We start from the raw sequence: 23,692 nt of genomic DNA on the forward strand, positions 1-23,692 counted from the left end.
CCGACGTATTGGTGGATGCAGCCCCGCCGCAAGTCACAGCCATCACCCTCGACGGCCCCTCGCCCACCTCCAATAGCACTCTCGGTTTCACCGTCGCCTTCAGCGAAGGCGTCAACGGCGTCGACCTGAGCGATTTCGCTCTGGCCACCACAGGCAGCGCCAGCGGCACGCTGCTATCACTTGTGCAGGTGGATGCACGCACCTATCGCATCACTGTCGGCGGGGTGACCGGCCAGGGCACACTAGGTCTATCGCTCACGGCCGCGGGTAGTGGCATCGTCGACGGCGTCGGTAACGCCATGCTGAGCAACTTCTCCGGTGCCACCTATACGCTGGGTGGACTCAATACTGGCGACCCAGAATTCCGGGCCAATCCGGCACCGAGCGTGTCACCCATGCCTGCTGCACCGACACAACCAAGTGTGCCGAGCGTGCCGCCATCCAACACCCTCTCTCCGTTGTTGCCGCCGCCACTGTTCGAGGTACCGACCCTGGGCAGCGGCGTACCGACTCTGGGCAACGTTTTCATCAACAACGGCGCGCCAGCGCCCAGCTACATCGCCCAGGTCTTTACCAGCAGTGATAGCAGCTCAGGCAATGGGGGCGCCGCCGGCTTCCTCGGCTTTGGCGGCGGCGATGGCGGAATCTTCGGCACCAGCAGTTTTTCCAGCATTTTCGGTAAGGAAGTACCGCTGGAGTCGGGTGAGATACAACTACGCTGGGGTGGCTCGCCCAGCAATGGTTTGGGCGGTGGCGAGACTCTCGGAGCGCCGACGCTGAGCCAGCAACTGCTGGAGATAGGGGAAAGCGAACAGCGCCAGATCAGAAATCTTGCCTGGGCGTTGGGGGAAATATCGTTGCAGATGCCACAAGCGTAATCGACACAACAGATAAGAATTGAATGTGTGCCGTACCAGGGGGCGGCCCAAGGATGAGCAAAGCAGCGAAGTTTTTCAGCATCAGTGTACTGGCGCTGACAGTCAGCGGCTGTGCAGTGACCAGCCAGCCCATCGACCGTAGCGTCAGCGAGCAACGCGCTCAGCAGGATCTGGCGATCATGTTCAAGGATCAGGAACCGCTCAGCGGCCCACTGACTCTGCATGAGGCCATGGCCCGCGCGGTGAAGTACAACCTTGAGGCGCGCCTAAAAGTCATGGAAGAGGCCATGGCCCAGCGCCAAGTCGACCTGGCCACCTTCGACATGCTGCCACGTATGGCGCTGTCGGCTGGCTACGCCGGACGCAGCAACATAAGCGCCTCGAGCAGCGAGAGCATCCGCACCGGCACCCAGTCGCTGGAACCTTCCACTTCGCAGGATCGCGACCGTGGCGTCGCAGACCTGACCATGGTGTGGAACGTGCTGGACTTTGGCGTCAGCTACGTCAGTGCCAAGCAACAGGGCGACCAGCGCCTGATCGTTCAAGAGCGCCGGCGCAAGGTAGTGCATACCATCATTCAGGACGTGCGCTCGGCTTATTGGCGCGCACTGGCCGCGGAGCGTCTACTCACCCAGATCGACAGCTTGATGGATCGTGTCAAGCAAGCACGTGATAACAGCCAGCGTCTGAGCGAGCAGCGTATCGGCGACCCTGTTCAGGCACTGAGCTACCAACGCGCTCTAATCGAAGCCACCCGCCAGCTGGAAGATCAGCGTCGCGCCTTGTCCCTGGCCAAGACAGAGCTGGCGACGCTGATCAACCTACCGCTAGGTACTGACTTGACCTTAGCTTCCAACAGTGACTATCCAGTGCCGCGGCTGAACGTCCAACTTAGTGAGCTGGAACGTGAGGCTCTGGCGACTCGCCCCGAGCTGCGTGAACAGGACTATCAAGCACGCATCAGCGCCGCAGAAACGCGCAAAGCCATGCTGCGCCTGTTGCCGGGCCTGGAGTTCTCGGCGGGCGGCCACTACGACAGCAACAGCTTTCTGGTGAACCAGAGTTGGGCTGACTATGGCGTTAAGATCACCTGGAACCTCTTTAACGTTCTATCGGCACCGGCCTCCATTAATGTATCGAAAGCAGGTGAGCAAGTAGCCGAAGCTCGCCGCCAGGCCATGTCCATGGCGATTCTTGCACAGCTCTATGTTGCTAACGCCAACTTCAACGAAGCCCAGCGCCAGTTCCAAACAAGCCAGCAACTGGCTGGACTCGATAACCAAATCGTCGAGCAACTGCGGAACCGCTATAAGGCCCAGGGAATTGGCGAGCTGGAGCTGATTCAGGGTGAACTGAATGCATTGCAGGCCAATTTGCGCCGCGACCTCTCTTATGCAGAGTTACGCAATAGCTACGGCCAACTGTTCGCAAGTGCGGGGTTTGATCCATTGCCAGAACAGCTACCATCAAGCGAGTTGAGCTCCATTGCTCAGGCGTTAGCTAATCAAGAGGCCAAGTGGCAAGCCGGAGAGCTATAGCGTCGTAACAGCTGGCAAAGGCCCTTGCCGGGATTTGTATACATCAACAAGGCGCTCAGGGAGCACTTGCCCGGTAACATTGGCAAGTGCAGCTCTCGGATACTGCAGCCACAGCTAACAGCTCGATGAGCTAGCCAGGCTTATAAGCCGTACGCTTCAAAATATTTACCCACCCCAAGACCGGCTTTTTCAGAAGAGTCGGCCGTGTTTTGCCATTCGCCGACAGCTGCTATGGATCGCTGATGCCAGAATAGTAACTGCTGCTAACAAATCAGGGTTTGCCTCCTGACTCGCTAAATGCCGACGCAATGCAATCGAAACCCGCCAGCGGACGGACTGCTGCTCCCTGAGTTTTTCTCACCTGCGTTGCCTGGACGGACTGAGCGTGTAGAATCCCGCGCCCCGAAATTCAGGAGACAGAACGTTGGTGATTCATTACTCCGCCTCCAATGGCAATGTCGCATGTGGGCGCGCGGGATCGAGCCTGAACAGTTCGGCGGACGCCACTCAGGTTTCATGCAAGCTGTGCCTGCGCAGCGTGAAAAAGACGGTGAGCGAGCCTGTACGCAAGACACCGAGCCTCGCCGAACTGAGGGCTGCCGCGAAGGCGGCGAAGACCACCGCGGGTGTACCTGCAGCCGTGGCGAAGACGGCGACGACGGCCCCCTCAGCGGCAGCGAGAACTACTGCGAGTGCGCCCGCGGCGTCGGTGAAGCCCGCTCCGAGTGGGCTCGAAACGGCAGCAAAGCCGGCCTCCGTCCTGTCCGCACGCGCCGAATGGCAGAAGCGCCTGGAGCAGCTGCCGGGGCGCAATCGCCTGCCCCGTGGCGTCTCGCGGCAGGCGTTCATCTAGCCCGAAACGCGGTGCTGGCGATCAGTCCTGCAGTATGTGCAGGCCTGGCCAGGTTTCAGACCAGCCCTTCGTTGCCAGGCGCTCCAGATAGACCTGTCGCTTACCGGCACCAAAGGCCGCCGTGGGTCGGACGATCAGATTGAACAGATCGTCCAGCCCCAGCGGAGCCGCCACCTCGATCTCATCCATGTCTCCCAGTCTTACTCCAACTGCAGTGGCCGTTTCCGGCCAGCGGCTCATTGCATCCATCGCCGACCGGTAGGGCTGGTCACCATTATGAATGGTGCATGCGGGCCTGGTTTTTCACCGACCAGTTGAGTGAGCCGCCCACAAGCCGTAGTGCGGCCTCGATTCGGGTATCGACCGCCTTTTCAAGCCGGTCGGGGTCGAACCAGATGACATCGATGTCCGGCGGTAATGTGCCAGCGTTGCGCAGGTGCAGATGGTCCCAGACCGCGCTGCGCACGAAGCCTGCAGCCACCCAACAATCCGGCAAGGCGAGCGCTTTCACGAGAGTGAGCACCCGCATGCGCACCGGGTCGGCTGTGATGATGGCGCGCAACCGGGCGTGTGCATGCATAAGTGTTTTCCCCGAAGGTCGGAAAGGGCAGGCTATCAGCCTGCGCAGAGCACTCGCGCAACTCGACCGAACCGCCTGGGCCGGCGGCCCTCTAACCCTGCATCACGTCAGAGGAGCCGCGCATGGACAACTACCACATCAATGCTACCGATAACGGCTGGGAGCTGCGCAAGCAGGGGGCGACCCGCGCCTCGAAAACCGCTGCGACCAAGGAGGAGATGCTGCAGGTGACTGCAACCTTCCTCGAAGGCAAGACGGCCTCGGTGAAGATTCACAAGAAGGACGGCACCATTCAGGAAGAGCGCACCTATCCGCGCAGTGCCGACCCGAGTCGCAGTGAAGGCTGAGCGGCCGGACCAGAGCCAAACTCCGACGCAGCCGCCTTTGCCGTGTCGCAGGTCTGGCGGAGCCCGCCAGTAGAATCGGCTTGGCCTGGGCGGACAACTGCCGCACCCTGTCGGCAGTCGTCCTTCCAGCGAGGCATTCCGATGCGCATCACCCTGTTCAGCAGCAAACCCTACGACCGCGATAGCTTTCAGGCCGCAAATCGGGCCTATGGCTTCGAACTGCATTTTCTCGAGACGAGGCTCGACCCGGACACCGCCGCGCTGGCAGCCGGGGCTGAGGTGGTCTGCCCGTTCGTCAATGACGTGCTCTCAGCACCGGTGCTGGAGAAGCTCGCCGCTGGCGGTACGCGGCTGATCGCGCTGCGTTCGGCTGGCTACAACCATGTCGACCTATCTTGCGCCCAGCGCCTCGGCTTGCCGGTGGTGCGCGTGCCAGCCTATTCGCCGCACGCGGTGGCCGAGCACACCGTGGCGCTGATCCTGGCGCTCAACCGACGCCTGCCACGGGCCTACAACCGTACCCGCGAAGGCAATTTCTCGCTGCAGGGGCTGACCGGCTTCGACCTGGCGGGCAAGCGTGTCGGCGTGGTCGGCAGCGGGCAGATCGGCGCCGTGTTTGGGCGGATCATGCTCGGTTTCGGCTGCGAGGTGCAGCTCTACGACCCCTACCCGAACCCGGAGCTGGAGCGCCTCGGCATGCGTTACGTGGCGCTCGACGAGCTGCTCGCCAGCAGTGATATCGTCAGCCTGCACTGCCCGCTCACCGCGCAGACCCACCATCTGATCAATCAGCAAAGCCTGGCGACCATGAAACCCCGCGCCATGCTGATCAACACCGGCCGTGGCGCGTTGATCGACACACCAGCACTGATCGGCGCGCTGAAGAGCGGCCAGCTCGGTTATCTGGGCCTGGACGTCTACGAGGAAGAGGCCGGGCTGTTCTTCGAGGACCATTCCGGCCTGCCGCTGCAGGACGACGTGCTGGCGCGGCTGCTGTCGTTCCCCAATGTCATTGTCACCGCGCATCAGGCGTTTCTCACCGAGGAGGCGCTGGCCGCCATCGCCGGCACCACCCTGGGCAACGTCGCGGCCTGGCACGCCGGGCAGATCAGCAACCGGGTCAGTGACTAGCGCTTAGCTGCCCGACGAGTTGGCACAGGCGCGCCTCGAGCAGTGCGGGGAAGCGCTTGAACCAGGTCTGGTTCAATGGCGAGGGATGCGGCAGCGGGTGCAAGGTGAAGCTTCGCGCATGGCCTTGCGCGTCCTGCAGCTCGACATCGAGGCTGGCCGTGAAGCGATCCTCACGCTGCCAGAAGGCCTCCAGGCGTTGACGCTCTGCGCGCGGCTGGTCGATGCCGAACCAGAGAAATGCCTCGCGGCCGAGCGTGACGATCTGCCGGCCGTGCCAGCTATCCACCAGCAGCTGACGCATCAGCGGATGGAAACGGCGCTTCACCGCCATCGACCAGGCCTTGTTACCAACCGGCTTGTACGGCACGGTGTTGATCCAGAAGTAGTGCCGGCCCAGCGCCCGTCCGGCCGCGAAGTCCGGCATCTCTGCGCCGTGCAGGTGGCGATAGAGCACGCGCCGGACGATCTGCCCGCCAGAGCCGATGAAGGGCTCGCCATGGCGAACCTCCTCGCGACCGGGGTCACGGCCGAAGAAGCAGAGCGGCGCGTCGGCATCGCCAAGCCCGATGATCGGCTCCAGTGGATCACGTTCGAATGCCTGATAGATCGGCAGATCGATGCCATCGGTGTGCGCGGCGAGCTCGCGCAGCGCCTGACGTATCTCGGTGGGTAGCGTCATTGCCTGTGGCTCAGAAGTCGCTTTCGTCGACCAGCTCGACTGCTGCGGCTTCCAGCGCATAGGCGGCATCGGCCAGGTCGTTGCTGACCGGCTCGATCTGCAGACGACCGTCGACCCACAGCGGCGCGTAGATGTCCTCTAGGGCGATGCCCTTCGGGTAGCGCACCAGCACGATCTGGTTCGGTGGCGGCGGTGGCACGTGGATGCAGGCGCCCGGATAGGGAACCAGGAAGAATTCGGTGCTGCGCCCGCGCTCGTCGCTCTCCAGCGGCACCGGATAGCCACCGAGGCGGATCTCGCGGCCGTTCAGCTCAGCGACGGTCTTGGCGGAGTACATCACCGCCGGCAACCCGGCCTCCTGCTTGAGCCCTCCCTGGTCGCTGAAGCCCAGATCCTCGGGCGTCGCGTGGCCGATCTCGGGCATTTCCTCCAGCGCCTGGCGATCCTCGGGCGGCATCAGTTCGAGCCAGTCGAGCTCCGCCGGTGCGGCATGAACGGTGGACGCGAATGCAAGACAGCAGAACAGTGAAAGGAGGGATTTGCGCATAGGGCAACTACATGAGAGAGAACGGGGCCGCAGGGCGCGGCCCCGCGGTGCATCAATGCTTGCGACTGGTGACCATGCCGTAGATGACCAGCAGGATGATCGCACCGACCACGGCGCCGATAAAGCCTGCGCCCTCACCCGCCTGGTAGAGGCCGAGCGCCTGGCCACCGTAGGTCGCCAGCAGCGAGCCGCCGATACCCAGCAGGATGGTCATGATCCAGCCCATGCTGTCGTCGCCGGGTTTCAGGAAGCGTGCGATCAGGCCGACGATCAAGCCGATGATGATGGTGCCGATGATGCCCATGGATAATCTCCTCAGGTCCGAAAGGTGGGTAACCAATGGACCCGAGGGCTCTGCGGCGGTTCGCCGAAGCCTGACGGCCGGGCGTCAGGAATGCGGGATCAGCGTCTCGACCGCGGTGATCTGACGGTCCAGCGTGGCGCGGTCAGGGCAGCGCAAGGTCGCGTGGCCGACCTTGCGTCCGGCCTTGAAGGCCTTGCCGTAGTGGTGCAGGTGGCAGTCCTGAATGGCGATCACCTTCTCCACCGGCGGCACTTCACCGATGAAGTTGAGCATCGCGCTTTCGCCCAGCTTGGCAGTCGAGCCCAGCGGCAGACCGGCGACGGCACGCAAGTGGTTCTCGAACTGGCTGCACTCGGCGCCTTCGATGGTCCAGTGCCCGGAGTTGTGCACGCGCGGCGCGATCTCGTTGGCCTTCAGGCCACCATCGACTTCGAAGAACTCGAAGGCCAGCACGCCGACATAGTCGAGTTGCTTGAGCACGCGACCGACGTAGTCCTCGGCCAGCGCCTGCAGCGGATGGTTGCTGCTGGCAACCGACAGCCGCAGGATGCCGCTCTCGTGGCTGTTGTGTACCAGCGGATAGAAGCAGGTCTCGCCATCACGCCCGCGCACGGCGATCAGCGAGACTTCGCCGGTGAAGGGTACGAAGCCCTCGAGGATGCACGGCACGCTACCCAGCTCGGCGAAGGCATTGCTCACATCGGCCGGCTTGCGCAGCAGCTTCTGGCCCTTACCGTCGTAACCCAGGGTGCGGGTCTTGAGCACGGCTGGCAGGCCGATGCTGGCCACCGCGGCGTCGAGGTCGGCCTGGGACTGGATATCGGCGAACTCCGGGGTGGGAATGCCGAGCTCCTTGAACATGGATTTCTCGAACCAGCGATCACGGGCGATGCGCAGCGATTCGGCGCTCGGGTAGACCGGCACGAACTGCGAGAGAAAGGCCACCGTCTCGGCCGGCACGCTCTCGAACTCGAAGGTCACCAGATCCACTTCGTCGGCCAGCCGGCGCAGGTGATCCTTGTCGTCATAGTCGGCGCGGATGTGCTCGCCGAGGGCCTGGGCGCAGGCATCCGGGGCCGGGTCGAGGAAGGCGAAGTTCATGCCTAGCGGGGTGCCCGCCAGCGCCAGCATGCGGCCGAGCTGGCCGCCACCGATCACACCAATTTTCATATCAACGGCCCTTCAGTAGGCGGCAGATCAAGCGCGCGCGTTACGGCGCAGGAAAGCAAGTTTATACCCGCCAGCCGCGTCGCCGGGACTGGCGAAGGGCGGCTCAGAGGCGCGGGTCTGGGCAGTCCAGTACAGTCTGGGTCTGCTCGTCGCGGAATTTCTTCAACGCCTGGTGATACTCAGGGAATTCATGCCCGATGATGCTTGCCGACAGCAGCGCGGCGTTGATCGCGCCGGCCTTGCCGATGGCCAGCGTGGCAACCGGAACACCAGCCGGCATCTGCACGATCGACAAGAGCGAATCGACACCGGACAGCATCGACGACTGCACCGGCACGCCAAGCACCGGCAGGTGCGTCTTGGCCGCGCACATGCCCGGCAGGTGGGCAGCGCCGCCGGCGCCGGCGATGATCACACGCAGGCCGCGGGCTTCGGCCTGTTCGGCGTACTGGAAGAGCAGGTCCGGGGTGCGGTGGGCGGAAACCACCGTCACTTCGTGGGGGATGCCCAGCTTTTCCAGCATATCGGCGGTGTGGCTCAGGGTGGACCAGTCGGACTTGGAGCCCATGATCACGCCTACCAGTGCGCTCATCGTCGTGCCTCTCATCGGGCGCCCGCGGGCGCGTCAAGAACAACAAACCACGCAAAAGAGCGTGGCCTGGATGGTCGGCAAACGGCCTCGGCCGCTCGCGCGAAAGCCGCGCAGTATAGCGCAAGGCGTGACCGGCCAGTACCCCAGCAGTCGGGCCGCTACTGCGGTTGCAGTGGCGCCACCCGCGGCAGCTCGATCCAGAAACGGCTGCCCACGCCCGGTTCGCTGTGCAGCCCCAGCTGACCGTTCATCAGCCGGGCGAACTCCAGGCACAGCGACAGACCGATACCGGTGCCCTGGATCATGCTGTTCTCGCGCCCGAGCCGCTGGAACGGCTCGAACACCTGCGCCTGCTGCGCCTGATCGATGCCCAGGCCGGTGTCCTCGACCAGGATGCGCACATGACCGGGGCTGGTTTCGGCGCGCAGGCTGATGTGGCCGTTGGGTACGTTGTATTTCATCGCGTTGGACAGCAAGTTCAGCAGCACCTGGCGCAGGCGCCGCGGTTCGGCGAGCACCAGCAGGCCGTCGTCCGGCAGGCTCAGATCGAGTTGCAGGCCCCGCTGCTGCACTTCCAGCGCGATCAGCTCGGCGCATTCGCGCATCAGGCTGCACACATCCACCGGCTGCAGTTCCAGCTGTGGGCGCTCTTTCTGCAGACTGGACCATTCGAGGATCTCGCCCAGCAGCTGGTTGAGATGACGGCTGGCCAGAAGGATTTCATCAAGGTACTCGGCCGCTTCGGACTGGCTGCTGTCATCGCAGTCCATGCGCATCAGCTGGGCGAAGCCGAGGATCGCATTGAGCGGCGTGCGCAACTCGTGGCTGATACCCGAGAGCAGGCGTCCCTTCGCTTCACTGGCAGCCTGGGCCTGCAGCGTTGCCGCGCGCAATTCGGCCTCGACGCGTTTGAGCGCATCGATATCCACATGAGTGCCGGCCAGCACCCGCGCCATGCCGGTTTCTGGGTCCTGCTCCAGAACGCGGCCACGGCTGAGCAGCCAGTGGTACTCGCCTAGCGCATCGGCAAAACGGTATTCAGCTTCGTAGCGCTGCTGCAGACCCTGCTGTATCCGCTCAACCTGGGCCACCGCCTGGGGCAGGTCGTCCGGATGGATGCGCTGGCGGAACTCGCGGTCGCTGAGCTGGCCGGTGGGCAGACCGAAGCGGCCCAGCATGCTGCCTCGCACGCGCAGCGTGTGATTGGGAATATCGTATTCCCAGAGACTCTCGGTCGCGCTCTCCAGCACCAGCTCCAGGCGCCGTTGCGCTTCCCAGCGCTCGGACTCACTGTGGGACAGACGACTGCCGATGTCCTGAGTGTGCCGGGACATCTCGTCGAGCTCGCGGATCTGCGCACGCACCGGATCTGGACGCCAGCGGCCCAAGCCGATATCGCCGAGCATCCGCGAGATGCCGGCGATAGGCGCCAGCAGTGCCTGGCTGAGCTGCCGCGCGCGCAGCCACATGACGGCAAAGAAGCCGATGTAGAACAGCACCAGGCCGGCGATCAGCAGATAACCGATTTGCTGGTAGCGGCTGGCCAGGATATTGGTCTGACGAAACACCGCCGTTTCGTCCACCACCGCCAGCAGATGCCAACCGGTCTGCGCCACGGTGGTCCAGGCCACCAGCTGCGGGCGGCCACCGAGCATCACCTGTTGCACGCCGTTGCTGGCGCCGGAAATGGCGGCGGCCAGTTCCGCGGTTTCAGCCCGGCTGTCGAGCTGGAAATCTTCCGGCTTGAACATCTCGCTGCGGATCGCCTGCTGGTAGGAATGATCGGTCAGCTCGGCGAGGCCGAAATCATCCTCGCCCGGCTCCGGCAGCGCCATGATCGTCAGGTCATCGCTGACCAGCATGGCATAGCCACCCCAGGGCACCTGCAGCTGACCGATCTGATCGAGGATGACGCTGACGGTGATGTCGATACCGACCACCCCTTCGAGGAAGTCATCACGGTAGACCGGCGCAATCGCCGACATCATCCAGCCATGACCGGCCGGATCGAGGTAGACATCGGTCCACACCACGCCGCGTGACGGGTTGTGCTCGGCGTCGGCCAGGTAATAGAAGTTGTACCGAGGAATATCCATATCCGCCGGGTACTGATCGAGGGTGAAGAACCATGGATAGATGTGGTTGAAGCTGTCCCAGCTGTTGAAATACAGGCTGGCAACCAACGGATTGCGCGCCTCGATCTCCTTCATCAACGGCTCCAGCTGGCGCAGCCTGGCGATCTTCTGCAGATCATGCTGCTCAGCCGGCGTCGCACCGGAGTAGAACACCGCTGCGCCGCCATCGTCGTCGGGGCTGTAGCGCACGCCGTCGGCGCTCAGTGCTAGGTCCGGCAGCGCGACCGGGTCGCCATCCTGCAGCGCCTGAGCAGTGAGGTTGCGATACAGCTGGGTCAGCGAGCCAACCTGGGCAAGCTGCTCGCTGATCAGGCGCGACTCCAGGCTGGCCGAGGCCTGCAGGTCATTGAGCGCGGTCTGGCGTAGATGGTCGATCTGCGCGTCGCGGATCGCGCCGTTGGTCAGCAGATAGATCGCGATCAGCGCGGTTTCCACCAAGACCAGCGGAATCAGCGCGCTGCGAACGAAGGCTCGCCAGATCCATTGACGCAAGCCGATTGGTTTTGGGATGGGCACGATCGGGCTCCAGCAACCGCGCAAGGCACGCCATCAGCAGTAGGCGCAGCAGGGTCGCGATCATAGCACCCCAGCCGCGGCGGCAAACCATCACCTTCGCCGCAAGCACCGCCGCGGTTTCAGGAGGCGCTGGCCAGAGCGGTCGCGGTGGGTGCAGTGCGGCGACACTGCTTGGCCATGGCGGCCAGGCGTACCGCCACGTTAGCCGTCCCGTAGCCGGCGTAGCCGTTGCAGCGCTGCAGAATCTCGAAGAAGAAGCGCCCCTCGAACGGCTCGGTATAGACGTGGAACAGCTCGCCGCCCTCGGCGTCGCGGTCGTACAGCACGTTGTAACGCGCCAGCTCGGCGAGCAGCGAGTCGTCGAAGTCGAAACGCGCGGCCAGGTCGTCGTAATAGTTGCGCGGAATCTGCAACAGCGGCACGCCGGCCGCCTGTGCGCGGGCCACCTCGGCGAAGATGTCGTCACAGGCGAACGCCACATGGTGCACGCCGGCGCCGCGGTAGCTGGATAGCGCCTGGGCGATCACCGTGTCGCGATCCTGCGACGTGTTCAGCGGCAGGCGGACCCGGCCGCAAGGGCTGCGCATGGCACGGCATTTCATCAGGCCATAGGGATCGGGCAGCAGCAGCTCGTCGTCGGCCTCGAAATCGAACAGGCTACGGTAGAACAGCACCCAGCTGGCCAGGCTCTCGGCCGGCAGTGCGGTGGCCATGTGATCGATCCGCTGCAGGCCGGCGCCCACTGGGGTCACGGCGTGCAGGCGGAAATCGATGTCGTAGTTGCTCTGTCCTGGCGCCCCGGATTCGAGCAGGTAGATCAGTCCGCCGTCCGGCGCGCGCACCGCCGGAATCTGCCGCTCGTTCGGCCCGATAAGCCCGCGATAGGGCTGCCCGCCGAAGGCGCAGGCACGCGCCAGCGCCGATGCTTCGTCATCGATCTTCAGCGCCATGGCGCACACCGAAGGACCGTGTGCCTCGAAGTAGTTGTGCGCGAAGGAATAGGGTTCGGCATTGAGCACGATGTTGATTTCGCCCTGACGAAACAACTGCACATCTTTCGAGCGGTGCTGGCCGACATGGGCAAAGCCGAGCTGCTGCAGCCAACTGCCGAGGCGCACCGCGTGCGGCTCGTCCACCGCGAACTCGAGAAAATCGATGCCCTCGTAGCGCGGTGCCGCTGGCGCCGTGAACAGCGACGGTACGACGGCTGCGGACGGCGCCGAAGCGCTCAGTCGCTGGCCGGTCTTTTCTTCCAGGTGCCGCAGCGCACGCAAGCCATCGGCCGCGATGCCACGCGGCGGTGCGGCACGGAAGCCGTCGTTGAACACCTCCAACGACAACGGACCGCTGTAGCCGGCCTGCAGCACCGGCGCGAGGAAGCCCGCCAGATCGAACTCGCCCTGGCCGGGGAAGCAGCGGAAATGCCGGCTCCACTCCAGCACGTCCATGGCCAGCACCGGCGCATCAGCCAGCTGCACGAAGAAGATCCGCTCACCGGGAATCTCGACGATACCGCTCGGATCGTCGCCCAGGGCCAGGGTATGGAAGCTGTCGAGAATCACGCCCAGTGCCGGATGGTCCACCTGCTGCACCAGCGTCCAGACATCACGCCAGGTCTTCACGTGGCGACCCCAGGCCAGCGCCTCGTAGCCGACCCGCAGACCACGTGCGCCAGCCCGCTCGGCGATGAGGCCGAGGTCGCCGAGCAGCGTCTCGCGATCGCCCAGCGCATCGGCCTGCACGTTGCTGCACAACAGCATCAGCTCGGCGCCAAGTTCCTGCATCAGATCGAACTTGCGTTCGGCACGGTCGAGATTGCGCTGCAGCCGCTCGCGCGGGCAGCCCTCGAAGTCTCGGAATGGCTGGAACAGCGTCACGGCCAGCCCCAGCTCCTCGCAGCGCCGGCGGACGTCCAGCGGGCTGCCGGAGTGGTACAGCAGATCGTTCTCGAACAGTTCGATACCGTCGAACCCCGCGGCCGCTGCGGCCTCGAGCTTTTCCGGCAGAGTACCGCTGAGAGACACGGTGGCGATGGAGCGCTTCATGCGGTTAATCCTGTTACCGGGGGCTTCGGCCGTGCAGGCCGCCGACGGATATGCGAAGCCAGAGTCATGATCAAGGCACCAGACCATCACGCTTGACCGGATCGGTCAGCGGCAGCCTCAGACCGCTCTGGGCTGGCATCGGCGCTGCCGAATCCTCCAGCAGTGCGCGCAGCGGAGTGGCGATCGAGGCGGTGTAATCCTTGACGCAGCGGTGGTGGCCGCCGAGGACGTCGTAGCTTTCGAAGCTCGCACCCATGTTGCGCCAGGCCCGGCTGGTGTAATCGGCAGAGAAATAGACCACCGGCGCGTCGATGCGCTGCGGCAGGTAGCGCGCCATCACCAGCGAGTACTGCAGGAAGCGCACGCGCACTTCGCGGTCCCGCGCCGTGGGGGGCGGCGCCACCTCGCCGGCCAGCCGCTGCTGCACCAGGCGCGTACCGCGGTGCGTGAGCTTCCAGGCCAGGTTGGCCAGGCGCTTCGGGTAGGGCCATTTGCTGGTTTCGCCGAAGCGGCTCAGCGCCTCGTAGGCACGGGCGAGATAGCTATCCGGCAACACGCGGTCGAGGGTGCGCAGGATCGCTCGCGACCAGGGCCGCACATTGGCGGTGGGCGGGTCGATCAGCGCGACGATTTCCACGCGGTGTCCGGCTTCCACGAGCAGGCGAGCCGCTTCGAAGGCCACCAGCGCGCCGTTGCAGTAGCCGCCAATGCGATACGGCCCTTCGGGCTGACGCTCGAGGATCAGCGGCAGGCGCTCGCGGGCCATCTGTTGCACCGATTCGGGAATCGGCTCGTCGCCCATGCCGTGCGGCGCAATGGCGGTCAGCGGCTGCTGAGAGCCGAGCAGCCTGGCCAGGCGGCGGATGTAGTAACCGCCATGGGCGAAATCGCCGTGGAACCAGAACAACGCCGTCCGCCCCGGCTGCGCGTTAAAGTCGATGACGGGGATGACGTGCGCCGCGAGATTTTCCAGGCGCTCGGCCAGCTCTCGTGCGGTCTCGGCCTCCACCAGTACCGACTCGGGAATCACCCGGCCGAGCATCTGCTCCAGTTCGGTCAGCATCTCGGTGGCCAGCAGCGAATCGCCGCCGCAATCGAGAAAGTTGTCCTGCGGGCCTACCGCTTCGGTTTTCAGCAGGCGGCGCCAGAGCGCCAGCACTTCTTGCTCCAGCGGCGAGGCGGCCTCGCTGGCGCCGGCCTGACGGGCTCGCTCGCTGCGCTGCTCGACATACGCATCCGCCAGGTGATGGCGCAGTACCTTGCCCGTCAGCCCGCGCGGCAAGGCGTCGACGACCTGTACGCGCCGCGGCACCTTGAAATAAACGAGCTCACCACGCAGGAAGTTCTGCAGTTCACTGGGCGAGACACCCGTCTGCGGATGCAGCACGACCGCCGCGGCTACGTCCTGGCCGAGACGCGGATGCGGCACGGCGAACGCGGCGGCATCCGCCACCGCCGGATGGCGCAGCAAAGCGGCGTCGACTTCCGGCAGGCTGACCTTCTCGCCACCGCGGTTGATGACTTCGCGCAGGCGCCCGTGCAGGTAGAGGAAGCCGTCCTCGTCGAGGCTGCCGATGTCGCCGGTGTGGAACCAGCCCTCTCGCAGCACCTCATTCAGCGCGGGATCGCCGAGATAGCCGGGCATCACCGTTGCGCCGCGGACGCGGATTTCACCGCGCTGGCCGGTCGGCACCGGCAGGCCGTCCTCGTCGACGATGCTCAGCGTTTCCGGCCAGGGTCGGCCTACGCTGCCATTCTTGCGCTCCACGGGGGTATTGACGGCGATCTGCGCTGCCTCGCTGGAACCGTAATGCTCCAGCAGCGGGAAGCCCATGGCCTGTTCGAAGGCATCGATGATGTCCTGCCCCAGCGGCGCGCCACCGGAAGAGGCGAAGCGCGGTCGGTGCGCGCCGAGGCCTTCGGGATGGGTAGTGGCGGCCTCGAGAATGGCGCGGTGCAGCGCCGGACCGGCGGAATACCAGGTGGGGCGCAGGGCGTCGAACCACTCGTGCAGGTCCACCACCGCAGGGCTGAGCGGGAAGGCGACACTGCCGCCTGCGAGCAAGGGTGTCAGGATGGTGACCTTCAGCCCGTGGGAATAATAGGGCGCTGACACGCACAGGCAGCGGTCGCCGGCATCCAGGCCGAACCAGCGCTGCCACTTGCGCGCAGCGGTCAGCATGTTGCGATGGGTGAAGGGAATCAGCTTGGGCAGGGCGGTGGTGCCGGAGCTGCGCAGGATGAACGCCGGGGCGTCAGGTAGCGGCAGGCCATCGGAGGCCGGCTGTGCGGCGAGCGGCATATCGAGCAGCAACGCCGGGCTGCCGTCCGCAGCCGCTTCGGCGCTGATCAGCGTCAGCCCATGGCGCTCGGCTGCGGCTCGGCCCTGCTGATCGCCATCGCTGCCGATCAGCAGGGCATCGAGCGGCAATTGCTTGAGAAACTGGTCCAGCTCGGCCGGGCCGAGGCGCGGATCGAGCGGTACGGCAACCGCCGAACAGGCGATGGCAATGATCGCGACCGCCGCCTGCGGGGCTTCCGGCAGCAATACACCGATCCGCGCATCGCGGCCGAAGCCGGCCAGGCGCAACTGGCGACGGGTCTGCTCGATCATCTGCTGCAGGCCGCGATGGTCCAGCGGCGCGAAGCGGGTCGAAAGCACCGCCGGTCGATCGGGCGCGCCTTGCGCAATTCGGGTCAGCGCGGCATGCAGCGTGACGGGCGCGATGCTGCCGGTCGCCGGGTCGGGTATAGCAAAGACCGCGTCCGTAGCGGGCACGGTGGCGTCGGAGTCGTGGTTCACGGCTGTCTGTCCTAGGCTGGGTCCGGCCTGGCCACGGCTCGGATTGCTCAGCTAAGACAGTGCCGCCAGAAAAAGTTGCCCTGCACGACGCAACAAAATGTGTGCAATTAGCCGCTTGATACGCTCATTTGGCTGCGCAGAACGCTTTAACCCGCCGCTTCGCCCGCCTGTCGCTGGGCTTCCGCGGCACGGTTTTCCAACCTTCGCCAGAGCAATCGCACCGCGCCCTTGCGCATCAGCGAGCAGCGATACAGGCGGATCTCCAGTGGCACGCGCCATTGCTCGCTACCGCAGACCGCCAGCTCGCCGCGCTGCAGTTCGGGTTCGACACTGAGCCGCGGCACCCAGGCAATGCCCAGCCCCTGCAGCGCCATGCTTTTCAGGCTGTCGGCCATGGCCGTCTCGTAAACGGTGGTCGAACGCAGTGCGCGCTGGCGCAGCAGCAGGTTCACCGAACGACCGAGAAAGGCGCCGGCGCTGTAGGCCAGCAGCGGCACCGTCTGCCCGCTGTCGACGTCGTACAGCGGGACGCCGTCGGCACCCGCCGCGCAAACCGGCAGCATCTCGGTGCGGCCCAGGTGCAGCGAGGGAAACAGCTCCGGGTCGAGCTGCAGCGCGGCGTCCGGGTCGTAGTAGGCGAGGATCAGGTCGCAGCCACCTTCGCGCAGCACATGCACGGCTTCGCCGACGTTGGTGGCGATCAGCCGGGTGGCGAGGTTCAGTCCTTCGTGGCGCAGCCCGGCGATCCAGGCGGGGAAGAAGCCCAGCGCCAGTGAGTGCGCGGCGGAAATCTGCAGCACCTCGCCCTGCTGGCCCTCGACGTGGTGCAGATGGCGCACCACTTCGCCGAGCTGTTCGACCATGTTGCGCGCACTGACAAGAAACAGCTGACCGGCCTCGGTCAGCTCGATCGGCGTGCGCGAACGATTGATCAACTGCAGACCGAGAGCCTCTTCCAGCGAACGGATCCGCCGGCTGAAGGCAGGCTGGGTGACGAAGCGGCGTTGCGCGGCCTGGGAGAAGCTGCGGGTCGCTGCCAGGGCGATGAAGTCCTCCAGCCACTTGGTTTCCAGATTCAACTGAACATCCCTCGATACGATTGCGGCCAGTACAAAGTCACAGCCACATTATGCCGTTTCGGCATAGGGCAGCCAGCAACGGCATTGGCCGCAAAACCTCTGAAAGCCTTACTTTAGGCGCACTGCAGCACTGCCTGCGCCTACCGAAGCCACATTACCATCATGTCCGAAGTTGCATCATCGCGAGTCGAAAAAGACCTGCTTGGCACCCTCCCCGTTCCTTCCGACGCCTATTACGGCATCCAGACCCTGCGCGCACTGCACAACTTCCGCCTCTCCGGCGTGCCGCTGTCGCATTACCCCAAACTGATCGTCGCTCTGGCGATGGTCAAGCAGGCGGCGGCAGACGCCAACCGCGAGCTGGGCTACCTGCCCGAGACCAAGCACGTGGCGATCAGCCAGGGCTGTGCGCGGCTGATCCGCGGCGAATTCCACGAGCAGTTCGTAGTGGACATGATCCAGGGCGGCGCCGGCACTTCGACCAACATGAATGCCAACGAGGTGATCGCCAACCTCGGCCTGGAAGCCATGGGCCACGCCAAAGGCGAGTACCAGTACTTGCACCCGAACAACGACGTGAACATGGCGCAGTCGACCAACGACGCCTACCCCACCGCGATCCGCCTCGGCCTGCTGCTCGGCCACGACACCCTTCTGGCCAGCCTGGAAAGCCTCTGCCAGTCGCTGACCGGCAAGGGCCATGCCTTCGCCCACGTGCTGAAGATGGGCCGTACCCAGCTGCAGGACGCCGTGCCGATGACCCTCGGCCAGGAATTCCACGCCTTCGCCACCACCCTCGGCGAGGACCTGCAGCATCTGCGCGGTTTCGCCCCGCAACTGCTGCTGGAAGTGAACCTCGGCGGCACCGCGATCGGCACCGGCATCAATGCCGACCCGCGCTACCAAGCCATCGCCGTGCAGCGCCTGGCCCAGATCAGCGGCCAGCCGCTGCGCCAGGCCGCGGACCTGATCGAAGCCACGTCGGACATGGGCTCGTTCGTGCTGTTCTCCGGCATGCTCAAGCGCCTGGCGGTGAAGCTGTCGAAGATCTGCAACGACCTGCGCCTGCTCTCCAGCGGCCCGCGCACCGGCTTTAACGAGATCAACCTGCCACCGCGCCAGCCGGGCAGCTCGATCATGCCGGGCAAGGTCAATCCGGTGATTCCGGAAGCGGTCAACCAGGTCGCCTTCGAAGTGATCGGCAACGACCTGGCGCTGACCATGGCGGCCGAAGGCGGGCAGCTGCAGCTCAACGTCATGGAGCCGCTGATTGCCTACAAGCTGTTCGATTCGATCCGTCTACTGCAGCGCGCCATGGACATGCTGCGCGAGCATTGCATCGAAGGCATCACCGCCAACGAAGACCGTTGCCGCGAGCTGATGGAAAGCTCCATCGGCCTGATCACCGCGCTGAACCCCTACATCGGCTACGACAACAGCACCCGCCTGGCCCGCGAGGCGCTGCTCGGCGGCCGCAGCGTGCTGGAGCTGGTGCGCGAAGAGCGGTTGCTGGACGACGCCATGCTGGCCGAGATCCTGCGCCCGGAAAACATGATCGCGCCACGCCTGGCACCGCTGGCGGTCTGATCATCCCTGCGCCCGGCACATAGCCGGGCGCTTGCTTTACGGGCCGCCAGTCCGGCCCGTTCGCACAATAAAAACAACAGGAAAACCCATGACTCAGAGTACGACCCTCTCCGCTCCCCTGCGCCTGCTCGTCCGCCTGCCGCTCTGGCAGCAGATCCTCATTGGCCTCGCCCTCGGCGTCGCCGCCGGCATGGCCTTCGGCGCAGACGCGCAGCTGCTGGCACCGATCGGCACGCTGTTTCTCAATGCGATCAAGATGCTCATCGTGCCGCTGGTGTTCGTCTCGCTGGTGGCCGGCATCACCTCGATGCAGGACAGCGCCAAGCTTGGCCGTATCAGCCTGAAAACCATCGCCATCTATCTGGTGACCACCGCCTTCGCGGTCAGCATCGGCCTGCTGTTCGGCGCGCTGTTCAGCCCCGGCGAAGGGATGAACATGGTCGCCAGTGGCAATGAACAGGCCAAGCAGGCGCCCTCGCTGGTGTCGATCCTGGTCGGCCTGGTGCCGGCCAATCCGGTCACCGCCTTTGCCGAAGGCAACATCCTGCAGATCATCGTTTTCGCCATCGCGCTGGGCGTGAGCATCAACCTGATCGGCGAGCGCGGCGCGCCGGCGGTGCGCCTGTTCGATGCGCTGGCCGAAACCTTCTACAAGCTCACTGACCTGGTGATGCGCGTCGCGCCGATCGGCGTCTTCGCCCTGACCGCCGGTGTGGTCGGCAGCCATGGTGCCGAAGTGCTGCTGCCGCTGGCAGGCGTGATCGGGGTGATCTACCTGGCCAGCATCGCCCATGTACTGCTGGTCTACGGCGGGCTGCTCGGCCTGCTGGCGCGACTCAATCCGCTGCGTTTCTTCCAGGGCATCGCCCCGGCACTGGCGGTGGCATTCAGTACGTCGAGCAGCTCCGGCACCCTGCCGGTGTCCATCGAGTGTGCACGCAAGAACCTCGGTGTATCGGAGGGTGTGGCGGGCTTCGTGCTGCCGGTGGGCGCGACCATCAACATGGACGGCACCGCGATCTATCAGGGCGTGCTCGCACTGTTCATCGCTCAGGCCTTCGGCATCGACCTCAGTGCCGGGCAGTACGCGATGATCATCCTCACCGCGACGCTGGCCTCCATCGGCACCGCCGGCATCCCCGGCGCCGGGCTGATCATGCTCGGCCTGGTGCTCACCGCTGCCGGCCTGCCGCTGGAAGGCGTGGCGCTGATCGCCGGAATCGACCGCATCCTCGACATGGCGCGCACCACGGTGAACGTCGCCGGCGACCTGATGACCACCACCCTGGTCGGTCGTAGCGAGCAGGAGCTCGACCGCGCGATCTATGACAGCAGCAACAAGGAGTAACGGCGCGTGTCACTCGATGCCGAACAGCCCTTTCTCCACATGCGGCGTCGCCAGGCGCTCGCGGATCTCCGGGTCGATGCGCGGGTCGTCCGGGCTGTAGAGCATCACCTGGCGATAGGCACTGACCCGGTTGATCTCGCGGCCCAGGTATTCCCACACCACCGAGGTGCAGGCCGGTGTGCGGCGGTCGCCCGAGGAGACGCCGGTTTTCATTCCATTGAGGCGCGTAATGCGACTCTTGAAGCTGGGAATGAGGATGGTCTGGCTCATCTCGTTGAGCGTCAGCGATTCGTAGTCGATCAGGAACAGTCGGTCCTGCAGGCCGAAGGCCGCACCCAGGTAACGACAACGCACCCAGTCCTCGGCATCGCCGAGGGTCGGACTGGCGCGCTCCTGGCGTTCCTGACGCTCGAACAGGTAAAGCCCGTCCTCCTCGCGCAGGTGTACCAGCGACATCAGGATGCTGCCCGGCACCGACATGCAGTTGGCGTATTCGAAATAGTAGCCGCAATAGCGCGACAGGCTCGCGGCGTGCTCGCGCAACGGTTGCAGCAAGGTCAGCAGCGGATCGGTCCGCGGCAGCGCCTGCGCTTCCGGATGACGCGCGCCGACCAGGCGGGCGAACTGCTCGGGTGGCATTTCCAGCTCGTAGCCCTCGACGCCGAAGAAGTCGCCGATGCGCTTGAGATTGAACGGCGTCGGTCGGCTCTGCCCGCCCAGGTACTTGTTGAACTGCGCCCGATTGATGGCCAGCTTGCGACATACCTCGGCAATCGAGCGGTAGTGGCTGCAGAGCAACTTGAGGTTTTCGGCGAGGTGGGAGGTCACGGGGATGCCCTGAAGTTTGGCGCGAGTGTCGCCAGTCTAGCATCAGGTCGCGCCACATCGCGGCCACCTGCGAAATTGTCCTGTCGCCGCTACTGTTGAAACATCCCCCGCTTGCACGGCGCAGCGGCGCGCGCCGGCACCCTAACAACGACAACAAGGTGAACATTGCCATGCTCGACCTTCTGAATGACCTCATTTGGAGCAAGCTGCTGATCGTCATGCTGATCGGCCTCGGTCTGCTCTTCACGATTCGCTCCGGCTTCGTCCAGTTCCGCTATTTCGGCAACATGTTCACGATCTTCGGCCACGCCTTCGAGCGTCAGCCGGGACAACTCTCTTCCTTCCAGGCCCTGATGCTCTCGGTGGCCGGCCGCGTCGGTGCGGGCAATATCGCCGGCGTCTCGGTGGCGATCATGCTCGGTGGCCCGGGCGCGATCTTCTGGATGTGGGTGGTGGCGCTGGTAGGTATGGCGACCAGCTACTTCGAGTGTTCGCTGGCGCAGCTGTACAAGCGTCGCGAGCCGGACGGCACCTACCGCGGCGGCCCGGCGTTCTACATCCAGCATGGCCTCGGTCAGCGCTGGTTGGGCATCGTGGTGTCGATCCTGCTGCTGATGACCTTCGGCTTCGGCTTCAACGCCGTGCAGTCGTTCACCGTCGCCAGCTCGCTGCATGACACCTTCGGCGTACCGACCGTGGCCAGCGGCATCGCGCTGACGCTGGTGATCGCCGGCATCATCTTCGGCGGCATCCGCCGTATCGCCAAGTGGGCGGACGTGCTGGTACCCGTCATGGCGTTCTCCTACCTGGCCATGGCGCTGTTCGTCATCGGCAGCAATTTCAGCGCGATTCCGGAAACCTTCGGCCTGATCTTCCGTAGCGCCTTCGGTCTGGAGCAGGCGTTCGCCGGCGGCATTGGCGCGGCGATCCTGATGGGCGTCAAGCGTGGCCTGTTCTCCAACGAGGCGGGCCTGGGCAGCGCGCCAAACGTCGCCGCGGTCGCCGAGGTCAAGCACCCGGTGGCGCAGGGCATCGTGCAGTCGCTCTCGGTGTTCATCGACACCATCATCCTGTGCAGCTGCACCGCGCTGATCATCCTGCTCTCCGGTGTCTACGAGCCGGGCATGGACCAGGCCGGCGTGGTGCTGACCCAGACCGCCGTCGCGGCCGTCGTCGGCGAGTGGGGCCGGGTGTTCGTCAGCGTCGCGCTGCTGCTGTTCGTGTTCACCACGCTGATCTACAACTACTATCTGGGCGAGAACGCGCTGGGCTTCTTCACCGAGAAGCGCATGCCGGTGGTGATCTATCGCATCCTGGTGGTCATCCTCGTGCTCTGGGGTTCGGTGCAGGACCTGGGCACCGTGTTCGCCTTCGCCGACGTGACCATGGGCCTGCTGGCGATCGCCAACCTGATCGCCGTGGCCCTGCTGTTCAAGGTCGGCCTGCGTCTGATGCGCGACTACGACCGGCAGATCCGCGCCGGCATCGAACAGCCCGTGCTCGATCCGAAGGACTTCGCCGACCTGGATCTCGACCCGGCCGTGTGGAAGGCGAACATGCCTGCCACGCCCGACGCCACCGAGCGCCGCTAAACGCTCCGCCGCGACCGGCCAGCCCCGTGCGCAACTGCGCACGGGCTGGCCCATCCGCCTGATTTCCTGATGGCCTGCGCCGAACGAGCGAGGTGCGCGTGTGAACCAACCAATCGAACGCCTGCTGGTGCTCTACACCGGGGGCACCATCGGCATGCAACAGAGCGCCGCCGGCTTGATGCCGGCCTCCGGTTTCGAAGCCCGCCTGCGGGCGCAGCAAGCGCTGGAAACCGGGCCACTGCCGAGCTGGAGCTTCCGCGAACTGCAGCCACTGCTGGACAGCGCCAACATGCAGCCAAGTCACTGGCTGCAGATGGCGACCGCCGTCCGCGAAGCCGTAGCGCAGGGCGATTGCGATGCGGTGCTGTTACTGCACGGTACCGACACCCTGGCCTACAGCGCCGCTGCGTTGTCTTTCCTGCTGCTCGATCTTGAGATACCCGTTCTGCTTACCGGCGCAATGCTGCCGGCGGGAAGCCCGGGCAGCGATGCCTGGCCCAACCTGTTCGGTTCCATGCGCGCATTGCAGGCGGGTCGCGTTGAGGGCGTGCGGCTGTTCTTCAACGGCGTGCTGCTGCACGGCGCGCGGGTCAGCAAACTGCGCAGCGATGCGTTCGATGCCTTTGCCGAAGCACCGCGCAAACGGTCGGCTGCAGCCGCCAGCGAACACCCGCCCATGCTGCTGCCGCAGCAGCCGGCCCAGGTCGTGATATTGCCACTGTATCCCGGCGTCGGCGCCGCGCAGGTCCAGGCGCTGGTCGCCAGTGGCGCTCAGGCGCTGCTGCTCGAGTGCTATGGCAGCGGCACCGGCCCGGCGGACGACGCCCCGTTCATCGAAGCGCTGCGCCAGGCGCATCGACAGGGCGTGGTGCTGGCGGCGATCAGCCAGTGCCCGGGCGGCCATGTCGACTTTGGGGTATATGCCACCGGCAGCGGCCTGCGCGATGCCGGCCTGGTCTCCGGCGGTGGCATGACCCGCGAAGCGGCACTGGGCAAGCTGTTTGCGCTGCTCACGGCGGGACTGAACCAGGCCCAGGTGGAACACTGGTTCTGCCGCGACATCTGCGGCGAAATGGCCGACTGAAACCCTCCGCCGCGGCAGAATGCGCGCTGTCCCGCAGCGCGGATGCTGCCAACTGG

General features: G+C 65.1%; 18 protein-coding genes and 1 pseudogene. 8 read left to right on the forward strand and 11 right to left on the reverse strand.

Annotation, left to right across the window (positions count from 1 at the left end; translation table 11 throughout):
• Positions 1 to 931: 931 nt before the first annotated feature.
• On the forward strand, positions 932 to 2,416 hold the full coding sequence (locus UIB01_RS20295; protein WP_038664523.1) for a TolC family protein: 1,485 nt from the start codon (positions 932 to 934) through the stop codon (positions 2,414 to 2,416).
• Positions 2,417 to 2,840: 424 nt separating this feature from the next.
• A complete protein-coding gene (locus tag UIB01_RS20300) occupies positions 2,841 to 3,269 on the forward strand; it encodes a hypothetical protein (protein ID WP_038664525.1) in 429 nt (142 codons plus the stop codon).
• A 21-nt stretch (positions 3,270 to 3,290) separates the two neighbouring features.
• On the opposite strand, the pseudogene UIB01_RS20305 reads toward UIB01_RS20300, so the two are convergent.
• Positions 3,291 to 3,849: pseudogene (locus UIB01_RS20305) on the reverse strand (nucleotidyltransferase family protein).
• 122 nt (positions 3,850 to 3,971) lie between these two features.
• On the opposite strand from UIB01_RS20305, the gene UIB01_RS20310 reads away from it, so the two are divergent.
• Positions 3,972 to 4,196, forward strand: a complete 225-nt coding sequence (locus tag UIB01_RS20310; protein ID WP_038664529.1) for a DUF2188 domain-containing protein — start codon at positions 3,972 to 3,974, stop codon at positions 4,194 to 4,196.
• Positions 4,197 to 4,337: 141 nt separating this feature from the next.
• Positions 4,338 to 5,327: a 2-hydroxyacid dehydrogenase gene (locus tag UIB01_RS20315; protein ID WP_038664532.1), complete on the forward strand. Its 990-nt coding sequence runs from the start codon at positions 4,338 to 4,340 to the stop codon at positions 5,325 to 5,327.
• Here UIB01_RS20315 and UIB01_RS20320 read toward each other — a convergent pair.
• From UIB01_RS20320 to UIB01_RS20360, 9 genes are all read right to left on the reverse strand, one after another.
• Positions 5,317 to 6,006 (reverse strand): uracil-DNA glycosylase family protein, encoded by a 690-nt coding sequence (locus UIB01_RS20320; protein WP_038664535.1) that lies wholly within the window; start codon positions 6,004 to 6,006, stop codon positions 5,317 to 5,319. The genes UIB01_RS20315 and UIB01_RS20320 overlap by 11 nt on opposite strands.
• 10 nt (positions 6,007 to 6,016) lie before the next feature.
• Complete coding sequence (locus UIB01_RS20325) at positions 6,017 to 6,553, reverse strand: DUF3299 domain-containing protein (protein ID WP_038664538.1); 537 nt, start codon at positions 6,551 to 6,553, stop codon at positions 6,017 to 6,019.
• Between the two features lie 52 nt (positions 6,554 to 6,605).
• A complete protein-coding gene (locus tag UIB01_RS20330) occupies positions 6,606 to 6,857 on the reverse strand; it encodes a GlsB/YeaQ/YmgE family stress response membrane protein (RefSeq protein ID WP_003297756.1) in 252 nt (83 codons plus the stop codon).
• Between the two features lie 84 nt (positions 6,858 to 6,941).
• Positions 6,942 to 8,027, reverse strand: a complete 1,086-nt coding sequence (locus UIB01_RS20335) for a 5-(carboxyamino)imidazole ribonucleotide synthase (RefSeq protein ID WP_015278702.1) — start codon at positions 8,025 to 8,027, stop codon at positions 6,942 to 6,944.
• 103 nt (positions 8,028 to 8,130) lie between these two features.
• Entirely contained in the window at positions 8,131 to 8,619 is a 489-nt protein-coding gene (gene purE, locus UIB01_RS20340; protein ID WP_015278703.1) for a 5-(carboxyamino)imidazole ribonucleotide mutase, read from the reverse strand.
• 158 nt (positions 8,620 to 8,777) lie between these two features.
• Positions 8,778 to 11,270 carry a sensor histidine kinase gene (locus UIB01_RS20345; RefSeq protein ID WP_038664542.1) on the reverse strand — a complete coding sequence of 831 codons (2,493 nt, stop codon included), beginning with the start codon at positions 11,268 to 11,270 and terminating at the stop codon, positions 8,778 to 8,780.
• Between the two features lie 119 nt (positions 11,271 to 11,389).
• Positions 11,390 to 13,315, reverse strand: a complete 1,926-nt coding sequence (locus UIB01_RS20350; RefSeq protein WP_038664544.1) for a bifunctional sugar phosphate isomerase/epimerase/4-hydroxyphenylpyruvate dioxygenase family protein — start codon at positions 13,313 to 13,315, stop codon at positions 11,390 to 11,392.
• 70 nt (positions 13,316 to 13,385) lie between these two features.
• Entirely contained in the window at positions 13,386 to 16,118 is a 2,733-nt protein-coding gene (locus UIB01_RS20355; protein ID WP_038664547.1) for an AMP-binding protein, read from the reverse strand.
• Positions 16,119 to 16,264: 146 nt separating this feature from the next.
• A complete protein-coding gene (locus tag UIB01_RS20360; RefSeq protein WP_015278707.1) occupies positions 16,265 to 17,197 on the reverse strand; it encodes a LysR substrate-binding domain-containing protein in 933 nt (310 codons plus the stop codon).
• Between the two features lie 162 nt (positions 17,198 to 17,359).
• Here UIB01_RS20360 and UIB01_RS20365 point away from each other — a divergent pair, with 162 nt between their 5' ends.
• Together UIB01_RS20365 and UIB01_RS20370 are read left to right on the forward strand one after the other, a co-directional pair.
• Positions 17,360 to 18,784: an aspartate ammonia-lyase gene (locus tag UIB01_RS20365; RefSeq protein ID WP_015278708.1), complete on the forward strand. Its 1,425-nt coding sequence runs from the start codon at positions 17,360 to 17,362 to the stop codon at positions 18,782 to 18,784.
• A gap of 88 nt (positions 18,785 to 18,872) precedes the next feature.
• Positions 18,873 to 20,132 (forward strand): dicarboxylate/amino acid:cation symporter, encoded by a 1,260-nt coding sequence (locus UIB01_RS20370; protein ID WP_015278709.1) that lies wholly within the window; start codon positions 18,873 to 18,875, stop codon positions 20,130 to 20,132.
• 9 nt (positions 20,133 to 20,141) lie between these two features.
• On the opposite strand, the gene UIB01_RS20375 is transcribed toward UIB01_RS20370, so the two are convergent.
• The gene (locus UIB01_RS20375) at positions 20,142 to 20,960 is read right to left on the reverse strand and encodes a helix-turn-helix domain-containing protein (protein WP_038664550.1); all 819 of its coding nucleotides are present in this window, start codon (positions 20,958 to 20,960) and stop codon (positions 20,142 to 20,144) included.
• Between the two features lie 170 nt (positions 20,961 to 21,130).
• Between UIB01_RS20375 and UIB01_RS20380 the strand changes: the two genes are divergently transcribed.
• Positions 21,131 to 22,552 carry an alanine/glycine:cation symporter family protein gene (locus UIB01_RS20380; RefSeq protein ID WP_038664553.1) on the forward strand — a complete coding sequence of 474 codons (1,422 nt, stop codon included), beginning with the start codon at positions 21,131 to 21,133 and terminating at the stop codon, positions 22,550 to 22,552.
• A 100-nt stretch (positions 22,553 to 22,652) separates the two neighbouring features.
• The gene (locus UIB01_RS20385) at positions 22,653 to 23,636 is read left to right on the forward strand and encodes an asparaginase (protein WP_038664556.1); all 984 of its coding nucleotides are present in this window, start codon (positions 22,653 to 22,655) and stop codon (positions 23,634 to 23,636) included.
• Positions 23,637 to 23,692: the final 56 nt, after the last annotated feature.

Source organism: Stutzerimonas decontaminans (assembly GCF_000661915.1).
In the GTDB taxonomy this organism is placed as follows: domain Bacteria; phylum Pseudomonadota; class Gammaproteobacteria; order Pseudomonadales; family Pseudomonadaceae; genus Stutzerimonas; species Stutzerimonas decontaminans.